Genomic DNA, 14887 nt, shown 5'->3' on the forward strand with positions numbered 1-14887 from the left:
GGTGTGCACCGCTTGCCGTCCCACGTCCCCGCCGACCGCGCCGAAGCCGCCGCCGACTCTGCTGACTTCGCCGGCCCGGCCGGTGCCGGCCCCCTCGCCGGCCTCACCGTGCTCGACTGCGCCACCCTCTTCGCGGGCCCCCTCGCCGCCACCGTCCTCGGCGACTACGGCGCCGACGTCATCAAGATCGAACACCCCCGGCGCCCCGACCCCGCCCGCACCCACGGCCCGTCCCGCGACGGCGCCGGCCTGTGGTGGAAGATGCTCGGCCGCAACAAGCACACCGTCACCCTCGACCTCTCCCGGCCCGCCGGCGCCCGGCTGCTGCTGCGCCTCGCCGCCCGCGCGGACGTGCTCATCGAGAACTTCCGCCCCGGCACCCTGGAACGCTGGGGCCTCGCCCCCGACCGGCTGCACAAGGCCAACCCGGGCCTGGTGATCGCCCGGATCACCGGCTTCGGCCAGTTCGGGCCGTACGCCCACCGGCCCGGATTCGGCACCCTCGCCGAGTCGATGAGCGGATTCGCCGCCGCCACCGGGCAGCCCGACGGGCCGCCCACCCTGCCGCCCTTCGGCCTCGCCGACGGCGTCGCCGCCCTCGTCGCCGCCTCCGCCGTGCAGACCGCGCTGCTGCACCGCCTCACCCACGGCGGCCGCGGACAGGTCGTCGACCTCGCCATCGTCGAACCGCTGCTCACCCTGCTCGGCCCGCAGGCCACCGCCTACGACCAGCTCGGCACCGTTCCCGAACGCCTCGGCAACCGCTCCGCCAACAACGCCCCGCGCAACACCTACCGCACCCGCGAAGGCCGCTGGGTGGCCGTCTCCACCTCCGCGCAGTCCGTCGCCGAGCGCGTGCTGCGCCTGGTCGGCCACCCCGAGGTGACCGAGGAGCCCTGGTTCGCCGGCGGCTCCGGGCGCGCCGCCCACGCCGACCTCCTCGACGACCACGTCGGACGGTGGATCGCCGCCCGCGACCTGGACGAGGTGCTCACCGCGTTCACCGACGCCGACGCCGCGATCTGCCCCGTCTACGACATCCGGGACGTCTTCGCCGACCCCCAGTACCAGGCGCTGGACTCCATCACCACCGTGCAGGACCCCGACCTGGGACCGCTGCGCATGCAGAACGTCCTCTACCGGCTCTCCGCCACCCCCGGCGCCATCCGCTGGACCGGCCGCCCGCACGGCGCCGACACCGCGGCCGTCTACGGGGAGCGTCTCGGACTCACCCCCGAGGAGATCGAGGCCCTCGCCGAGGACGGGATCGTCTGACGGCCCCCGGGCGGGGCGCCGGACGGCCGGACGGGTCCTCCCGCCCGGCACGGCGGCGCCCACGCCCTGCCGACGGCACCCCGCCGACGTCCGAGGAAGGAACCCCATGACCGGCGTCCCCGGCGTCCGCCCCGCGGCGCCCCCTCCTTGGCAGGCGCTCGCCGCCTCCCGCGTCCTCGACCTCGCCCAGCCGATGCGGCGGGGCATGCCCCAGTCGCCCAACCACCCGCCGTACCGCATGCTGCTGGAGCGCCGCCACGGCGACCTGGTGCGCGCGGACGGCGGCTCGGCCGCGAACGAGATCGTCATCACCGGAGGGCACGTCGGCACCCACGTCGACGCCCTCGCCCACGTCTCCCAGCACGGCCGGCTGCACGGCGGACTGCCGGCCGCCGACGTGCAGAGCCACGAGGGCTTCGCCCGCCTCGGCATCGAGGAGTTCGCCCCGTACGTCGGCCGCTGCGTCCTGCTGGACGTCGCCCGCCTGCACGGCGTGCCCGTCCTGCCCGCCGGGTACGAGGTCACCGCCGACGACCTGGCCGCCGCCGAACGCGCCGCCGGCGTCACCGTCGCGCCCGGCGAAGCCGTCCTCGTCGGCACCGGCTGGTCCCGCCACTGGACCGACGCGCCCGTCTTCGGCGGGCAGAACGGCGGCGCCCCCGGCCCCGGCACCGGCGCCGCGGACTGGCTGGCCGCCCGCGGCCCCGCCCTCGTCGGCGGCGAGACCATCGCCTTCGAGCACATCCCGCCCGGCCGCGGCCACGCCACCCTGCCCGTGCACCGCACCCTGCTGGTGGAGGCGGGCATCCACATCGTCGAGACCATGCGCCTCGACACCCTCGCCGCGACCGGCACCGCGGAATTCCTCCTGGTCCTCGCCCCGCTGCCGTTCGTCGGCGCGACCGGCGCCCCCGCCCGCCCGCTCGCCCTGCTCCCCGAGGAACGCACCGCGTGAACCGGACCACGCCCCCCGGCGCCGCCGCCCCGATCGCCGCCCGCCTCGCCGCCTTCGCAGCCGACTGCCGCGGCGGCGTCCCCGGGCCCGTCACCGCCGACGCCACCGGACGCGTCCTCGACTTCCTCGGCAACTGCCTCGCCGCCCTCGGCCCCCACACCGGGGAGAACCCCGAGACCGCCCCCCACCAGGCCGCGTCGCGCACCGCCCGCCGGGCCGGCGGACGCCCCGAGGCCACCGTCATCGGCAGCGGCGACCGGCTGCCCGCCGACCGGGCCGCCCTCGTCAACGGCACCCTCGCGCACGCCCTCGACTTCGACGACACCCACCTGCCGTCGGTGCTGCACCCCACCGCCGCCGTCCTGCCCGCCGCCCTCGCCGTCGCCGAGGCCCGCGCGGCGGACGGCCCCTCCCTGATCGCCGCGCTCGCGGCCGGCGGCGAGATCTGCGTCCGGCTCGGCACGGCCTCCTACGACCCCGCCCTGCGCAACTCCGTCTTCTTCGAACGCGGCCTGCACGCCACCTCCATCTGCGGCACCGTGGGAGCCGCCGTCGCCGCCGCCGTCCTGCTGGAGCTGCCCGCGCCGCGCATCGCCGACGCCATCGGCATCGCCTGCTCCATGGGCGCCGGAGTCATCGAGGCCAACCGCACCGGCGGCAGCGTCAAACGCGTCCACTGCGGTTGGGCCGCCCACTGCGGCATCACCGCCGCCCAGCTCGCCGCCGAGGGCGTCACCGGACCGCCCACCGTGATCGAGGGACGCTTCGGCTTCCTGACCGCCCTCCTCGGCGACCGGTGGCACCCCGGCCCCCTCACCGCCGGCCTCGACGCGATGCACGACGCCGCGCACTGGGAGTATCCGCGCACCGTCTACAAGCCGTACCCCTCCAACCACTTCACCCACCCCGGCATCGACTGCGCGCTGGCCCTGCGCGCCCGGGGACTGGACCCGCGCACCGTCTCCACCGCCGAACTGGGCGTCGCGGCCGCCCCCCGGCGCACCATCGGCGAACCCCGCGAGGAGAAGCACCGCCCGCGCTCCCCCTACCACGCCAAGTTCTCCGGCCCCTACACCGTGGCCGCCGCGCTGCTGGCCGACGAGAACGCCGGACTTGGCCTGCACCTGGCCGACTTCACGCCCGCCGCGTTCGGCGACCCGCGCCGCCGCGCCCTCGCCGAACGCGTCGAGGTCGTCCCCGACGCGCTCTGCGACGAGGAGTTCCCGCACGCCTTCAGCGCCGTCCTGCGGATCGCCACGCTCGACGGCCGACGCTGGGAACACCGGGTCTCCGGCTCCCGCGGCGGCCCCGCCGCACCCCTCACCCTCGACGAGCTGGAGACCAAGTACCGGCTGGGCGCCACCCCGCTCCTCGGACCGGACCGCACCGCCCTGCTCGCCGCCACCGTCCGCGCCCTGCCGGCCGAGGGCCGCGGCGCCGCCCGCCGCCTCCTGGGCACCCTGCGCCCACCCGCCTGACGCCGTACGCACAGGGCCCGGCGTCCCGGGCGGATGGTGCTCCGGCGCGCGGCGAGCGCCGTGCGTCCTCGCACGGAGGTGCCGACCGGGCCCGTGATCACGGCCCTCGCCGACGCGCCCGGGGACGAGGGGGGTGCGGGCTGTGCCCGCGCGGCTCGCCGTGGGCCGGCTCGCACGCGGCCCGCGGTACGGCGGCTCGCACGCCCAGGCGGCGCCCGCACGGCGGCAGGGCCCCCGGCACGCCGGGGTGTCTGGCGTGGGTCGGCAGGCCGGGGTGTCTGGCGTGGGTCGGCAGGCCGGGGTGTCTGGCGTGGGTCGGCAGGCCAGGGTGTCTGGCGTGGGTCGGCAGGCCCGGGGTCCCCGTCCTCAGCCGCCCTCCGCCAGAACCCGCCGGGCGGCGCGGACCACCGCCTCGTCGACCATGCGGCCGTCCGCGTCGACGATGACCGTACGCCCGGCCCGGGCCGCCGCGTCGAAGCGGTCCACCAGGTCGCGGGCGGCGGCCAGTTCGGCGGCGGTCGGGGTGAACACCTCGTGCACCACCGGGATCTGCGCGGGGTGGATGCAGGCCCGCGAGCGGTAGCCGAGGCGGCGCAGGGCCGTGCTGGAGCGGCGCAGCGCCCCGAGGTCGCGGTAGTCGGTGCTCACCGGGCCGACCGGGGGGCCGATCCGGGCGGCCGCGCAGGCCAGGACCAGGCCGACGCGCACCGGCAGCAGCTCGCGCTCGTCGCCGGGAGCCGGATCCATACCGAGGTCGGCCCGCAGATCGGCCTCGCCCGCCTGGAGGTGCGCCACGCGCGGGGCCTCGGCGAGAGCGGGGGCCGACAGCACCGCGCCGGCCGACTCCAGCAGCGGCGACAGGACGACACGGCCCGAGGCGAGACCCAGCGCGGCCTCCCGCTCGCCCAGCACCGCGTCCACCGCCGCCACGTCGTCGGGATGCCCGCACTTGGCCAGGCACAGCCCGCGCAGCGCCGGGGAGACCACCGCCGCCGCGTCCACGAGACCGGCCGCGCCGGGATTGACCCGGACCCACACCTCGACCGGCTGCGCCGGGTCGATCCCCGCGAGCCAGTCGGCGGCGGCCCGCCGGGCGGCGTCCTTCGCGCCCGGCGCGACGGCGTCCTCCAGGTCGACGACGACCGCGTCCGCGCCGCGCTCCAGGGCGCGGGCGAGCATCGCCGGACGGTCGGCCGGCACGTAGAGGTAGGAGCGGGCCACCGCGTCACCCGATCCTGGTCTCGCCGGAGGTGAGCCGCCGGGCGATCACGGTGCGCAGGATGTCGTTCGTGCCCTCGCCGATGCTCATCAACGCCGCGTCCCGGTACAGCCGTTCCACCACGAACTCCTTGGAGTAGCCGTACCCGCCGTGCAGCCGCATGGCGTCCAGCGCGGCGGTGACGGCCGTCTCCGAGGCGAACAGCTTCGCCATGCCCGACTCGGCGTCCGCCCGCGCCCCGCCGTCCGCCCGCGACGCCGCCCAGTACACCAGCAGCCGGGCCGCCTGGAGCCGCGTCGCGAGGTCGGCCAGCCGCAGCTGCACGGCCTGGAAGTCGTGGACCGGCCGGCCGAACGCCTGCCGCCGCCCGGTGTACGACAGCGCCTCGTCCAGCGCGGCCTGGGCGATCCCCACCGAGCGGGCCGCCACGTTGATGCGGCCCGTCTCCAGCGCCGACAGCGCCTGCTGCATGCCCCGCCCCTCGACCCCGCCGAGCAGACAGTCCGCGGGCACCCGCACGTCCTCCAGCAGCAGTTCGCAGGTCTCCGTGCCCCGGTAGCCCAGCTTGGGCAGGTCCCGGGTGACGGTGAAGCCCTCGCTCGCGGTGTCCACCAGCAGCAGACTCATGCCCCGGTGGGCGGGCCGTGCCGCCGGGTCCGTCTTGACCAGCACCGGCAGCATCCCCGCGGACCGGGCGTTGGTGATCCAGGTCTTCGCGCCGCGCACGACGTAGCCGTCGCCGTTCCGGCGCGCGGTGGTGCGGATGCCCTGGAGGTCGGTGCCCGCGTCCGGTTCGGTCAGCGCGATGCCGCTGCGGCACGCGCCGCTCGCCATCCCCGGCAGCCAGCGCAGCCGCTGCTCCTCGCTCCCGTGCCGGGCGATCAGCAGACAGGCCAGGGAGTGCGAGCCGAGGATGCCGGCGATGCCCATCCAGCCCCGGGAGATCTCCTCGAAGGTGAGCGCGAAGGACACCATGTCCACGTCCAGCCCGCCGTACCGCTCGGGCACCGTGAGCCCGAACAGGCCCAGGGACCGCATCCCGTCGATGATCTCGGCCGGGTGCCGGCCGGACTCCTCCCACTCCCGGGCCACCGGGGTGATCTCCTTGGCGACGAAGTCGCGCAGCGTGCGGCGGAACAGTTCCTGTTCCGGTGTCAGGGCGAAGTCCACGGTTCACGGCTCCCGTTCGTCGGGCGGGCCGTCGTCCGGCCCGGGGGTGAAGGCGGGCTGGCGCCGGCCGTCCGGCAGCGGCAGCCAGACCAGCCGTACGGGCTGGTCGCAGCGGAAGGAGTCCGGGTCGCCCAGCAGGGGGACCAGCAGCACCGGGCCCTGCGCCGGCCGGACCCGGCCCAGGGTGTACGGCACGGGCCGTCCGGGCGGCGCCCGGTGCACGGTGGTGAAGGAGTCCAGCACCGCCGGGCCGCGCACCGGCACCTGGCGCAGGCCGTCGGTGCCGCCGCAGCGCACGCACAGCACGCGCGGCGGATGCTGGTGCCCGCCGCAGGCGGGGCAGTGCTGGACGGTGAGCACCCCGTCCCGGGTGGCGTCCCAGTAGGCCGCGGTCACGGCGTCCGCGGGGGCGGGCGGCAGCCCGGGCAGGACGCCCTCGTCCGCGCGGACCGTCTCGTCGTCGCTCACCGGGCGTCCTCCCGGGCCAGGACCACCGTGGCGTGGCTGGAGAGGATGCCGCCCGTGCCGTGCGCGACGGCCGTCCGCGCGCCGGGCACCTGCCGCGCACCGCACTCGCCGCGGAGCTGGCGCACCGCCTCGATCAGCAGGAACAGCCCGAACATGCCGGGATGGCCGTAGGAGAGTCCGCCGCCGGAGGTGTTGAGCGGCAGGGTCCCGCCGGGGCGGATGCGCCCCCCGGCGACGAACGCGCCGGCCTCGCCCTCCCCGCACAGCCCCAGCGCCTCCAGCGACAGCAGCGTGGTGATGGTGAAGGAGTCGTAGATCTGCACGACGTCCATGTCGGCGGGGCCCAGTCCGGCGCGGGCCCAGGCCCGGTCGGCGGCCGCCCGCGCGCCGCTGTCCAGCAGGTCGTCGGGACCGGCCGTGCCGGTGTGGCCGGTGGCCTCGCCGTAGCCGAGGACGTGCACGGCGGGCCGGCGCAGGTCCCGCGCCCGCTCGGCCGTGGTGAGGACCAGCGCTCCGCCCCCGTCGGTGACCAGGCAGCAGTCGGCGGTGGTCAACGGACTCGACAGCACGGGGGCCGACAGCACCTGCGCGACCGTCAGCGGGCCGGCGGCGTACCGGTACGCGTCCGGGGTGAGCAGCGCCCAGGCGCGGGCGGCCACCGCCACCTCGGCCAGCGCCTCCCGGCCGTAGCCGTGGCGGTGGAGGTAGCGGCGGGCGGTCATCGCATAGTGCGACGCCGGGTACAGCGGGCCGGCCGGGGCCTCGAACTGCGCCTCCGGCACGGCCGGGTCGGCCGGTCCGGTCAGCGAACGGCGCCGCGCCGAGCGCTGGTCGGAGCCGTAGGCGATGACGACCGTCCGGCACTGCCCGGCGGCCAGCGCCTGGGCGGCGCGGGCCACGAACATCTCGAAGGCGCTGCCGCCGGCGGACGTCGAGTCGGTCCAGGCCGGCCGGATGCCGAGGTAGTCGGCGGCCTGGGTGGCGGGGAACCGGCCGATGCCGGCGGTGGCGAGGCCGTCCACGTCCGCCAGGGCGAGCCCGGCGTCGGCCAGGGCCCGGGTGACGCCCTGGGCGAGCAGCGCGAGCGCGGGCCGCCCGGTGACACCGAGGTCCGAGGTGGCCGCGCCCACGATCGCGGCGGTCACGGCGCCTCCCCGGGGCGCGGTCCGGCCGGCGGCGGGGCCAGGATGAGCGTGGCGCCCGCCGAGGACACCGCCGTCCGCGGCCGGTCCCCGGTCACCTCGACGCGCTGCTCGACCGTCACCAGGTCCCCGTCGACCGCGGTGACCCGGCCGGTGCACAGCACGCTCTCCCCGGCGAACACCGGTCGCGCGAACCGGAAGCGGAGGGTGCGCAGTGTGCACTGCGGTCCGAGCCAGCGCTGGAGCTGCTCGGCGAGCAGCGCGCCGAGGACCTGGCCGTCGACGACCGGGCCGGGCAGCCCGTGCGCGGCCGCGTAGGCGGGGTCGTAGTGCAGACGGTGCCAGTCCCAGGTGGCGCCCGCGTACGCCACCAGCCGGGTCAGCGGGAAGTCGCGGCGCAGCGGCGGCACCACGGCGCCGGGCAGCAACTGGGGGCCGGTCACCGGGCCTCCCCGGAGGGGCGCGCGGGAGCGGCCGCTGCGGTCGAGGTGGCGGGCGGGGGATTGACGGGTGGGCTGGAGGTGGCGGGTGGGCTGGAGGTGGCGGGCGGGGGTGTGGCGGGTGGGCTGGAGGTGGCGGGTGGTGGTGTGGCGGGTGGGCTGGCGGTGGCGGCCGGGTCGGAGGTGGCGGGCGGGGGTGTGACCGGCGGGTCGGAGATGGCGGGTGGGGGTGTGGCGGGCCCGAGTGGCGCGGGTGGGGCGGCGGTGACGGCGATGTACAGCATGGTCTCCTCGTTCTCGGCCAGCAGCTCCCCGCCGGAGGTGTAGGCGCAGTGCGAGCGCACGACCAGCATCGGCAGCCCGCCGCCGGTGGTGCGCTCGGTCACCGAGGTGAGCGTCCAGGTGGCGGTGATCCGGTCGTCGGGGCGCACCGGCCGGTGGAAGGTGTACGCGTTGCCGCCGCGCACGGCGCGGGTGCCGGGGACCTCCACCCCCCAGGTGTGGCCGGCGTAGCCGTCGGCGTCGGGCGGCAGACCCGCGTACTGGTTGGTCTCGCACACCAGGGTGGGCGGGGCGACGACGTCGGGGTGGCCGTGGGCGCGGGCGTACGCGGGGTCCAGGTGCAGCGGGTCGCCGTTGCCGGTGGCGAGCGCGAAGTAGCGGATCGCGGCACGCCCCAGCTCCTCCGGCGCGGTGTAGACGGCGGTCCGCCCGGTGAGCCGCCGGCGCAGCGCGTCCGTCAGCAGGATCGGCTCGGTCACCGGGTGCCTCCCGGGAGGGCGACGGGCTCGGCGGAGGCGGCGGGGACGGCGGGGGGCGTCCCGCGCAGGACGGCGGTCGGGAACACCTCGGTGAGGAACTCCCGGCGCAGCAGACCGGCGCAGCCGACCGTCGTCACCGCCGGCCGCGGACCGGGGCCCAGCGTCCGGGCGTAGGCGGCGGCCACGGCCGCCCGCTCGCCCAGCGCGGCCGGGCACAGGTACTCCTCCACGGACACCAGGTCCCCGGGGCTCCCGCCGGCCGCGGCCACCACCTCCAGCACGGCGGCGAGCACGGCCTCCGTCTGGGCGACCGGGTCACCGGGGAACAGGGCCCGCTGGGTCTCCATGTCCAGTGCGGCGAACCCCGACATGTGCAGGGTCCGCCCGGCGAGCACCCCGGGGCTGTAGGTCAGCGTGTCGTAGCGGCGCCAGCCCGGGTTGACGGCGGCCGGTGGATGCCGGGAGGCCGTGACGTCGAGGGCCACCAGCACCCCCGGGGCGTGCAGCCGGGACATCAGGATGCCTCCCGCGCCCGGGAACACCCCGGCGCCGCCCAGGAGTTCGCGGCGCGGGCCCGCGCACCGCCGATAGGCGCGGCGGGTCGCCGGGGTGGTGTAGTCGAACGTCGTCACGGCCTGGTTCAGGCTCAGGCCGGCCCGTTCCAGCAGCCGGCCGGCCCGGCTCAGACAGTAGGCGTACTGTGCGACGAAGTCGTCCGGGTGGACCAGGTCGCCGTGGTCGTCGAGGGGCAGCACGGTCGGCAGCCGGACGGTCCCGGCGCCGGACGCCAACGCGCCCGGTACGGCGTCGGCGTGCACCGCGAGCAGCGCGCCGGGGTCGGGCAGCGACTCGACGACCACCGTGCGCAGGTCCTCGCCGGCCCCGGGGAACACGGCGGTCCGGGCCGCCTCGACCTCCGGGTAGGCGTCCAGCGCCGCGACCGTGACGTACTCGGTGAGGCGGACGCCGCCGGGGTCCGGCAGCCGGGCGTGCAGGGCCCGGAAGGCGGCCCGGGCCTGACCGGCCGGATCCGGCCCCCGGCCCACGACGGCCTGGCCGGCCCGGCGCGGGGCCCGGGGCTGTGCTGCGGTCAACGGGTCCTCCGGGGGTCGGGTCGGGAGCGGTGGGAAGGGCGGGAGGGGTGGGAGGGGTGGGGGAGCGGGGCGGGACTCGTCACGGGTCGGCGGGCGGGTCGGGCAGGGCGTCCTCGACGAGGCGCAGGACCGCCGTCAGGTCGTCCTCGCGGTCCAGGCGCAGCATCCGTTCGGCGAGCTCCCTCGTCACGGCCGTCTCGCCGCCCGCGTTGGCGTGAAACTTGGCGACGACGCGGTCGGTGCCGGGCGGGCGGACGGGACCGCCGTCGACCCGGACGTCGAGCGAGGTGCCGTCGGCCAGGTGCGCCCTGAGGTCGCCGGGCGCCTCGGCGTCCGGTCCGGCGTAGGGGCGCACCACGTGCGAGACCCGCGCGGCCAGGGACCGGGCGTCCGCCCGCACGAGGGCGGCCGGACGGTAGGTGCCGGGTGTCAGGCGCCCGTCGAGCAGCATGAGCGCGGTGCTGAACGGCAGGGAGAACTTCGCCTCGTACGGGGTGCGCGGCGCGACGCGGTGGGCGCGGGGTTCGCACACCACGGGCACGGTGCCCGGTGGCACCGCCGCGACGACCGACACGAGGGCGCCGGGACCGGGACCGCCGTGCTCCGCCAGCCGTCCGCGCAGCAGGGCGGCCGCGTCGAGGGTGCGATGCAGCAGGTGGCAGCAGGGGTGGAGTTTGCTCTCCACGGCGGTGACGTGCCACATCTCGCCCAGGTCCCCGGCGATGTCGGCGGCCGTGGCGCGGCGGTCGGCGAGGGCCGCGTAGACGCCGTGGCGGCCCTCCAGGACGGAGGCGGGGCCCTGGGCTCCGGCGGCGGCGAGCCGCGCGGCGAGCAGTCCGGCGTGCGCGCCGAGGCCGGGGTGCAGGGCCTTGGTGTCGCTGCCGGCGTCGAGGAACTCCAGCAGTCCGCCCGCGCCGCTGCCGGCGAGGCCGAGGGCGTGGGCCGTGACGCCGGCGGGCTGCCCGGTGAGGACCGAGGCGGTGACGGCGGCGGCGAAGACCGTCGCGATCTGGGTCGCGTGCAGGCCGCGGGCGTGGAACCCGTAGGGGGCGCCGAGCCCGACGCGCAGCGCGGTCTCGTACCCGGCGGCCGCGGCGACCAGCAGCCCGGGGCCGTCGGCCGTCGTCTGCCGGCCCACCGCGAACAGGGCCGGCAGCACGGCCGCGGTCGCGTGCACGAGCGCGCCGGGGTGGGTGTCGTCGAAGTCCAGGGCGTGGACGAGGTTGCCCAGTGCCAGCGCGGCGGCGGGTGCGCCGACCGGGGCGGACAGCCCGGGGACCGTCGCCTCCGGTGGGCCGCCGAGTGCCGCCGCGACGGCCAGCGCGGGCCCGGCCAGGCCCGTGCGGGCCGCCGCGAGCACACAGCCGAGGCCGTCGAGGAGCTGCCGGCACACGGCCCGCCGGACCACGCTGGGCACGGTGGCCGGGGTGAGTCCGGTGGCCCACTCGGCGATCAGCCGCGCGGCGGTCGCCTCGGAGCCCTGACCTGGTCCCGGGCCGTGGGCGACACCGTGGCTGTGGCTGTGGCTGTGGCTGTGGCTGTGGCCGTGGCCGTGGCTGTGATGGCTGTGGTTGCCGCCGTGGTGGTGCGGGGACGGCCCCGGCCGCGCCGGTGGCGTCGTCGTCCCGGCGGCAGGCGGTGCGGTGCGCGGGGCCGGGGCGGGGCCGGCCGGGACGGTGTGCGGGGCCGGGGTGGGGCCGGCCGGGACGGTGTGCGGGGCCGGGGTGGGGCCGGCCGGGACGGTGTGCGGGGCCGGGGTGGGGCCGGCCGGTGCGGGGTCAGACACCGAACGCTCCCGTCGCGCGCAACGCGGCGATCCTGGCGTCGTCGTAGCCGAGGAGGTTGCGCAGGACGGCGTCGGTGTGCTCGCCGCGCCGGGGTGCGCGGGGCGCGGGCCCGTCGGGGCGGGGGCCGACCCGGACCGGGCTCGCCGGGGCGCGCACGGTGCCGAACCGGGGGTGCGCGCTCTCGGTGACGAGGCCGCGGGCCGCGGTGTGCGGGTCGGCGAGGGCCTCGGCCACGGTGTGCACCGGCGCGCAGGGCACGCCGGCCGGGGTGAGGACGGCGAGCCACTCGGCCACCGTCCGGGCCGCGAACAGCTCCTCCAGCTCCGGCACGAGCTTCTCGCGGTGTTCCCGGCGGCCCGCGAAGCCGGCGTAGGGATGGCCGGGTCCGGTCCATTCGGGGTGGCCGAGGAGCGGGGCGAGCCGGCGCCAGAACTTCTCCTTGGCGCAGCCCACCACCAGCCAGCCGTCCCGGGCGCGGAAGGCCTGGAACGGCACCAGGGAGGGGTGGGCGGAGTGCCGGGTGCGGACCGGCTCGTAGTCCGCGGTCAGGTGCCAGGTGGCCGGATAGGTCAGCATGGAGACGGCCGTGTCGTACAGCGAGACGTCGCAGTCGCAGCCGACGCCGTCGCGGCGGGCCGCGTGCAGCCCGGCGAGCAGGGCGACGGCGGCGACGTACCCGCCCGAGTAGTCGACCAGCGACAGGCCGGACTTGGCGGGCGGGCCGCTCGGCTCCCCGGTCAGGTCCATCCAGCCGGCCAGTCCCTGGAGGACGTAGTCGTAGCCGGGCTGCCGGGAACGCGGTCCGGTCATGCCGAAGCCCGTGAGGGAGCAGCACACCACCGCCGGGTTGAGGTGCCGCAGGTCGGCGTGGGTGATGCCGATGCGGGCGGGGACGTCCCCGCGCAGGTTGGAGTAGACGGCGTCGCTGTGCCGCACCAGGTCCTCGAAGACGGACCGGCCGGACGGGGTGGCCAGGTCCAGACCCACGCTGCGTTTGCCGCGGTTGAAGGTCTCGAAGAACAGGGAGTCCTCGCCGTCCTGGTACGGGGGGACGTAGCGGCCCACGTCCCCGCCCGAGCGGGGCTCCTCGATCTTGATGATCTCGGCGCCGAGTTCGGCCAGGTGCCAGGTGCCGAACGGACCCGCGCCGTACTGCTCCACGGCGAGCACCCGTACGTCGTCCAGCGGACGGCGGGCGGGCGGTGAGGGGGCGGTGGGGGCGGTGGGGACGGTGGTCATGGGCGCAGCTCCCGGATGAGGTCGAGGACATGGGCCTGCGACTCGCGGATCTCACGGGGGGTCAGTCCGTGCACGGGCGGGGTGATCTTGAGGCTGTCGGCGAGGCCCGCGTAGCCGGTGAGACGGTCGGCGACCTGGTCGGGGGTGCCGCAGACGGTGAGGGCGCGGGTCATGGCCGGGTCGACGGCGCCGGCCAGGTCGCCCGCGCGGACGCCGGGTCTGCGGAACTCCTCGGCCACCCGGCTCTGCGGCGCGGCGAGTCGGTGGGCGGCGAACAGCGGGGCGTAGGTGCGGACCGAAGCGTAGAACCCGACCCCGCCGGACGCCCGGCGCAGGGCCTCCGCCGGGTCGGGGTGGACCGAGACGCAGGCGGAGGCGACGACTTCGAGGCCGTCCGGTGTGCGTCCGGCCGTGGCCAGGCCGGCGCGCAGGGCGGGCAGCACGGTCTCGCGCAGATGGGCGGGGGAGCCGAGTTCGTGTCCGATCCAGCCGTCGCCGATCTCGCCGGCGAGCCGGGTCATCAGGGGCCCGGCGGCGGCGAGGTGGACGGGGACGCGGGTGCGCCGGGGGAGCGGCCGCCGGTAGCCGCGCACGCGGAGCGCGGTGAGCGGGCCGCCGGCCTCGATGGGGTCGCCGTCGGCGCAGCGGGCGACGAAGGCCCGGACGCAGTCCACGGTCTCGCGCAGCCGCTGTACCGGGTGGTCGAAGCGCACGCCGTGCCACTCCTCGTTCAGCCGCCGCACGCCGGTGCCGAGGCCCAGCACCGCCCGCCCGTCGGAGAGTTCGTCGAGGTCCAGGGCCTCCAGGGCGCAGGTCATGGGGGAGCGGACGAAGGCGAGGGCGACGGCGGTGCCGATCCGCGCGGTGGCGGTGGCGCAGGCCAGCGCGGCGGCGGTGACGGTGGCGCTGCGGTGCAGTTCGGCCGCCCACAGGGTGTCGGCACCCGCCTCCTCGGCGAGCCGTCCGGCGGCGGTGAGTTCGGCCAGGTCCGCGCCCCAGGGCGCGTAGCCGAGCCGGGGCAGGGCCGGGGTGGTCATCGGGGGGTCCGGGCGGCGGCGTCGGGGCGTTCGCCGTCCGGCGCGGGGGCGGGGCGTTCGCCGTCCGGCGCGGGGTCGAGGTGCTCGCGGTCCGGCGCGGGGTCGAGGTGCTTGCGGTCCGGCGCGGTCCGGCCGGCGGTGGGCCGGCCGGCGGCGGGCCCGAGCGGGTCCGCCGAGGGGGCGGCGGAGGGGGCCGCAGAGGGGCTCGCCGAGGGGCTCGTCGGCCACGGTGTGGCGGCCTCGGGGCGGATGCCCTCCAGGGCGGCCGCGCCCCGTTTGTGGACGTAGAAGGTGCGCAGGAACGTGCAGACCTCGGTGCCGTGCTGGTTGAGGGTGCGGGTGCGTACGGTGACGATGCCGGCGCCGGGCCGGGAGCGGGATTCGCGCCGTGAGACCACCAGGGACTCCGACCACAGGGTGTCACCGGCGTGGACCGGCGCGGTCATCCGGACGTCGTCCCAGCCGAGGTTGGCGAACGCGTTCTGGGAGAGGTCGGTGACGCTCTGGCCGACGGCGATGGCGAGGGTCAGGGTGGACACCACCAGGGGGCGGCCGAACTCGCCGGCCGCCGCGTACTGGCTGTTGAAGTGCAGCTGGCTGGTGTTCATCGTCAGCAGCGTGAACCAGGTGTTGTCGGCCTCACCGACCGTGCGTCCCAGCGGGTGCCGGTAGACGTCGCCGGGGGAGAAGTCCTCGTAGAAGCGCCCGGTCCAGCCCGGACGGACGACGGGCTGCGGGTCGTCGGGGGAAGTCATGGCGTCCTCTTTCGGATGCGGGCTCCCGGGGCATGCCGAAGGTCCGCCTCAGGCGGGCCGCGGTGCG

At 77.3% G+C, this 14887-nt stretch carries 14 protein-coding genes; 3 read left to right on the forward strand and 11 right to left on the reverse strand.

All coding sequences use genetic code 11. The annotated features are described in order from the left end of the window. Positions 1 to 12: 12 nt before the first annotated feature. The 3 genes from ACZ3KJ_RS26055 (at position 13) to ACZ3KJ_RS26065 (ending at position 3708) form a co-directional block, all read left to right on the forward strand. Positions 13 to 1275, forward strand: a complete 1263-nt coding sequence (locus ACZ3KJ_RS26055) for a CaiB/BaiF CoA transferase family protein (RefSeq protein ID WP_467530480.1) — start codon at positions 13 to 15, stop codon at positions 1273 to 1275. 106 nt (positions 1276 to 1381) lie between these two features. Next, entirely contained in the window at positions 1382 to 2230 is an 849-nt protein-coding gene (locus ACZ3KJ_RS26060) for a cyclase family protein (RefSeq protein WP_467530482.1), read from the forward strand. Next, complete coding sequence (locus ACZ3KJ_RS26065) at positions 2227 to 3708, forward strand: MmgE/PrpD family protein (RefSeq protein ID WP_467530483.1); 1482 nt, start codon at positions 2227 to 2229, stop codon at positions 3706 to 3708. The genes ACZ3KJ_RS26060 and ACZ3KJ_RS26065 overlap by 4 nt, the downstream gene beginning before the upstream one ends. A gap of 366 nt (positions 3709 to 4074) precedes the next feature. Here the strand turns inward: ACZ3KJ_RS26065 and ACZ3KJ_RS26070 are convergent, their stop codons facing one another. The 11 genes from ACZ3KJ_RS26070 to ACZ3KJ_RS26120 form a co-directional block, all read right to left on the reverse strand. Then, positions 4075 to 4929: an HpcH/HpaI aldolase/citrate lyase family protein gene (locus ACZ3KJ_RS26070; RefSeq protein ID WP_467530485.1), complete on the reverse strand. Its 855-nt coding sequence runs from the start codon at positions 4927 to 4929 to the stop codon at positions 4075 to 4077. A gap of 4 nt (positions 4930 to 4933) precedes the next feature. Next, positions 4934 to 6097 carry an acyl-CoA dehydrogenase family protein gene (locus ACZ3KJ_RS26075; RefSeq protein ID WP_467530486.1) on the reverse strand — a complete coding sequence of 388 codons (1164 nt, stop codon included), beginning with the start codon at positions 6095 to 6097 and terminating at the stop codon, positions 4934 to 4936. 3 nt (positions 6098 to 6100) lie between these two features. After that, complete coding sequence (locus ACZ3KJ_RS26080; RefSeq protein ID WP_467530487.1) at positions 6101 to 6565, reverse strand: Zn-ribbon domain-containing OB-fold protein; 465 nt, start codon at positions 6563 to 6565, stop codon at positions 6101 to 6103. Continuing rightward, positions 6562 to 7710: an acetyl-CoA acetyltransferase gene (locus ACZ3KJ_RS26085; RefSeq protein WP_467530489.1), complete on the reverse strand. Its 1149-nt coding sequence runs from the start codon at positions 7708 to 7710 to the stop codon at positions 6562 to 6564. The genes ACZ3KJ_RS26080 and ACZ3KJ_RS26085 overlap by 4 nt, the downstream gene beginning before the upstream one ends. Beyond that, complete coding sequence (locus ACZ3KJ_RS26090; protein WP_467530490.1) at positions 7707 to 8150, reverse strand: MaoC/PaaZ C-terminal domain-containing protein; 444 nt, start codon at positions 8148 to 8150, stop codon at positions 7707 to 7709. The genes ACZ3KJ_RS26085 and ACZ3KJ_RS26090 overlap by 4 nt, the downstream gene beginning before the upstream one ends. After that, positions 8147 to 8908: an FAS1-like dehydratase domain-containing protein gene (locus ACZ3KJ_RS26095; RefSeq protein ID WP_467530491.1), complete on the reverse strand. Its 762-nt coding sequence runs from the start codon at positions 8906 to 8908 to the stop codon at positions 8147 to 8149. Before ACZ3KJ_RS26095 ends, ACZ3KJ_RS26090 begins: the two co-directional genes overlap by 4 nt. Continuing rightward, positions 8905 to 10002: a RidA family protein gene (locus ACZ3KJ_RS26100; RefSeq protein ID WP_467530492.1), complete on the reverse strand. Its 1098-nt coding sequence runs from the start codon at positions 10000 to 10002 to the stop codon at positions 8905 to 8907. Before ACZ3KJ_RS26100 ends, ACZ3KJ_RS26095 begins: the two co-directional genes overlap by 4 nt. 79 nt (positions 10003 to 10081) lie before the next feature. Further along, on the reverse strand, positions 10082 to 11788 hold the full coding sequence (locus ACZ3KJ_RS26105; protein ID WP_467530494.1) for an MmgE/PrpD family protein: 1707 nt from the start codon (positions 11786 to 11788) through the stop codon (positions 10082 to 10084). Continuing rightward, a complete protein-coding gene (locus ACZ3KJ_RS26110; protein ID WP_467530495.1) occupies positions 11781 to 13028 on the reverse strand; it encodes a CaiB/BaiF CoA transferase family protein in 1248 nt (415 codons plus the stop codon). The genes ACZ3KJ_RS26105 and ACZ3KJ_RS26110 overlap by 8 nt, the downstream gene beginning before the upstream one ends. Further along, the gene (locus tag ACZ3KJ_RS26115) at positions 13025 to 14065 is read right to left on the reverse strand and encodes an LLM class flavin-dependent oxidoreductase (protein WP_467530496.1); all 1041 of its coding nucleotides are present in this window, start codon (positions 14063 to 14065) and stop codon (positions 13025 to 13027) included. Before ACZ3KJ_RS26115 ends, ACZ3KJ_RS26110 begins: the two co-directional genes overlap by 4 nt. Next, complete coding sequence (locus tag ACZ3KJ_RS26120; protein ID WP_467530498.1) at positions 14062 to 14820, reverse strand: MaoC family dehydratase; 759 nt, start codon at positions 14818 to 14820, stop codon at positions 14062 to 14064. The genes ACZ3KJ_RS26115 and ACZ3KJ_RS26120 overlap by 4 nt, the downstream gene beginning before the upstream one ends. Positions 14821 to 14887 lie beyond the last annotated feature (67 nt).

It is taken from the genome of Streptomyces sp. NPDC003248 (assembly GCF_055563235.1).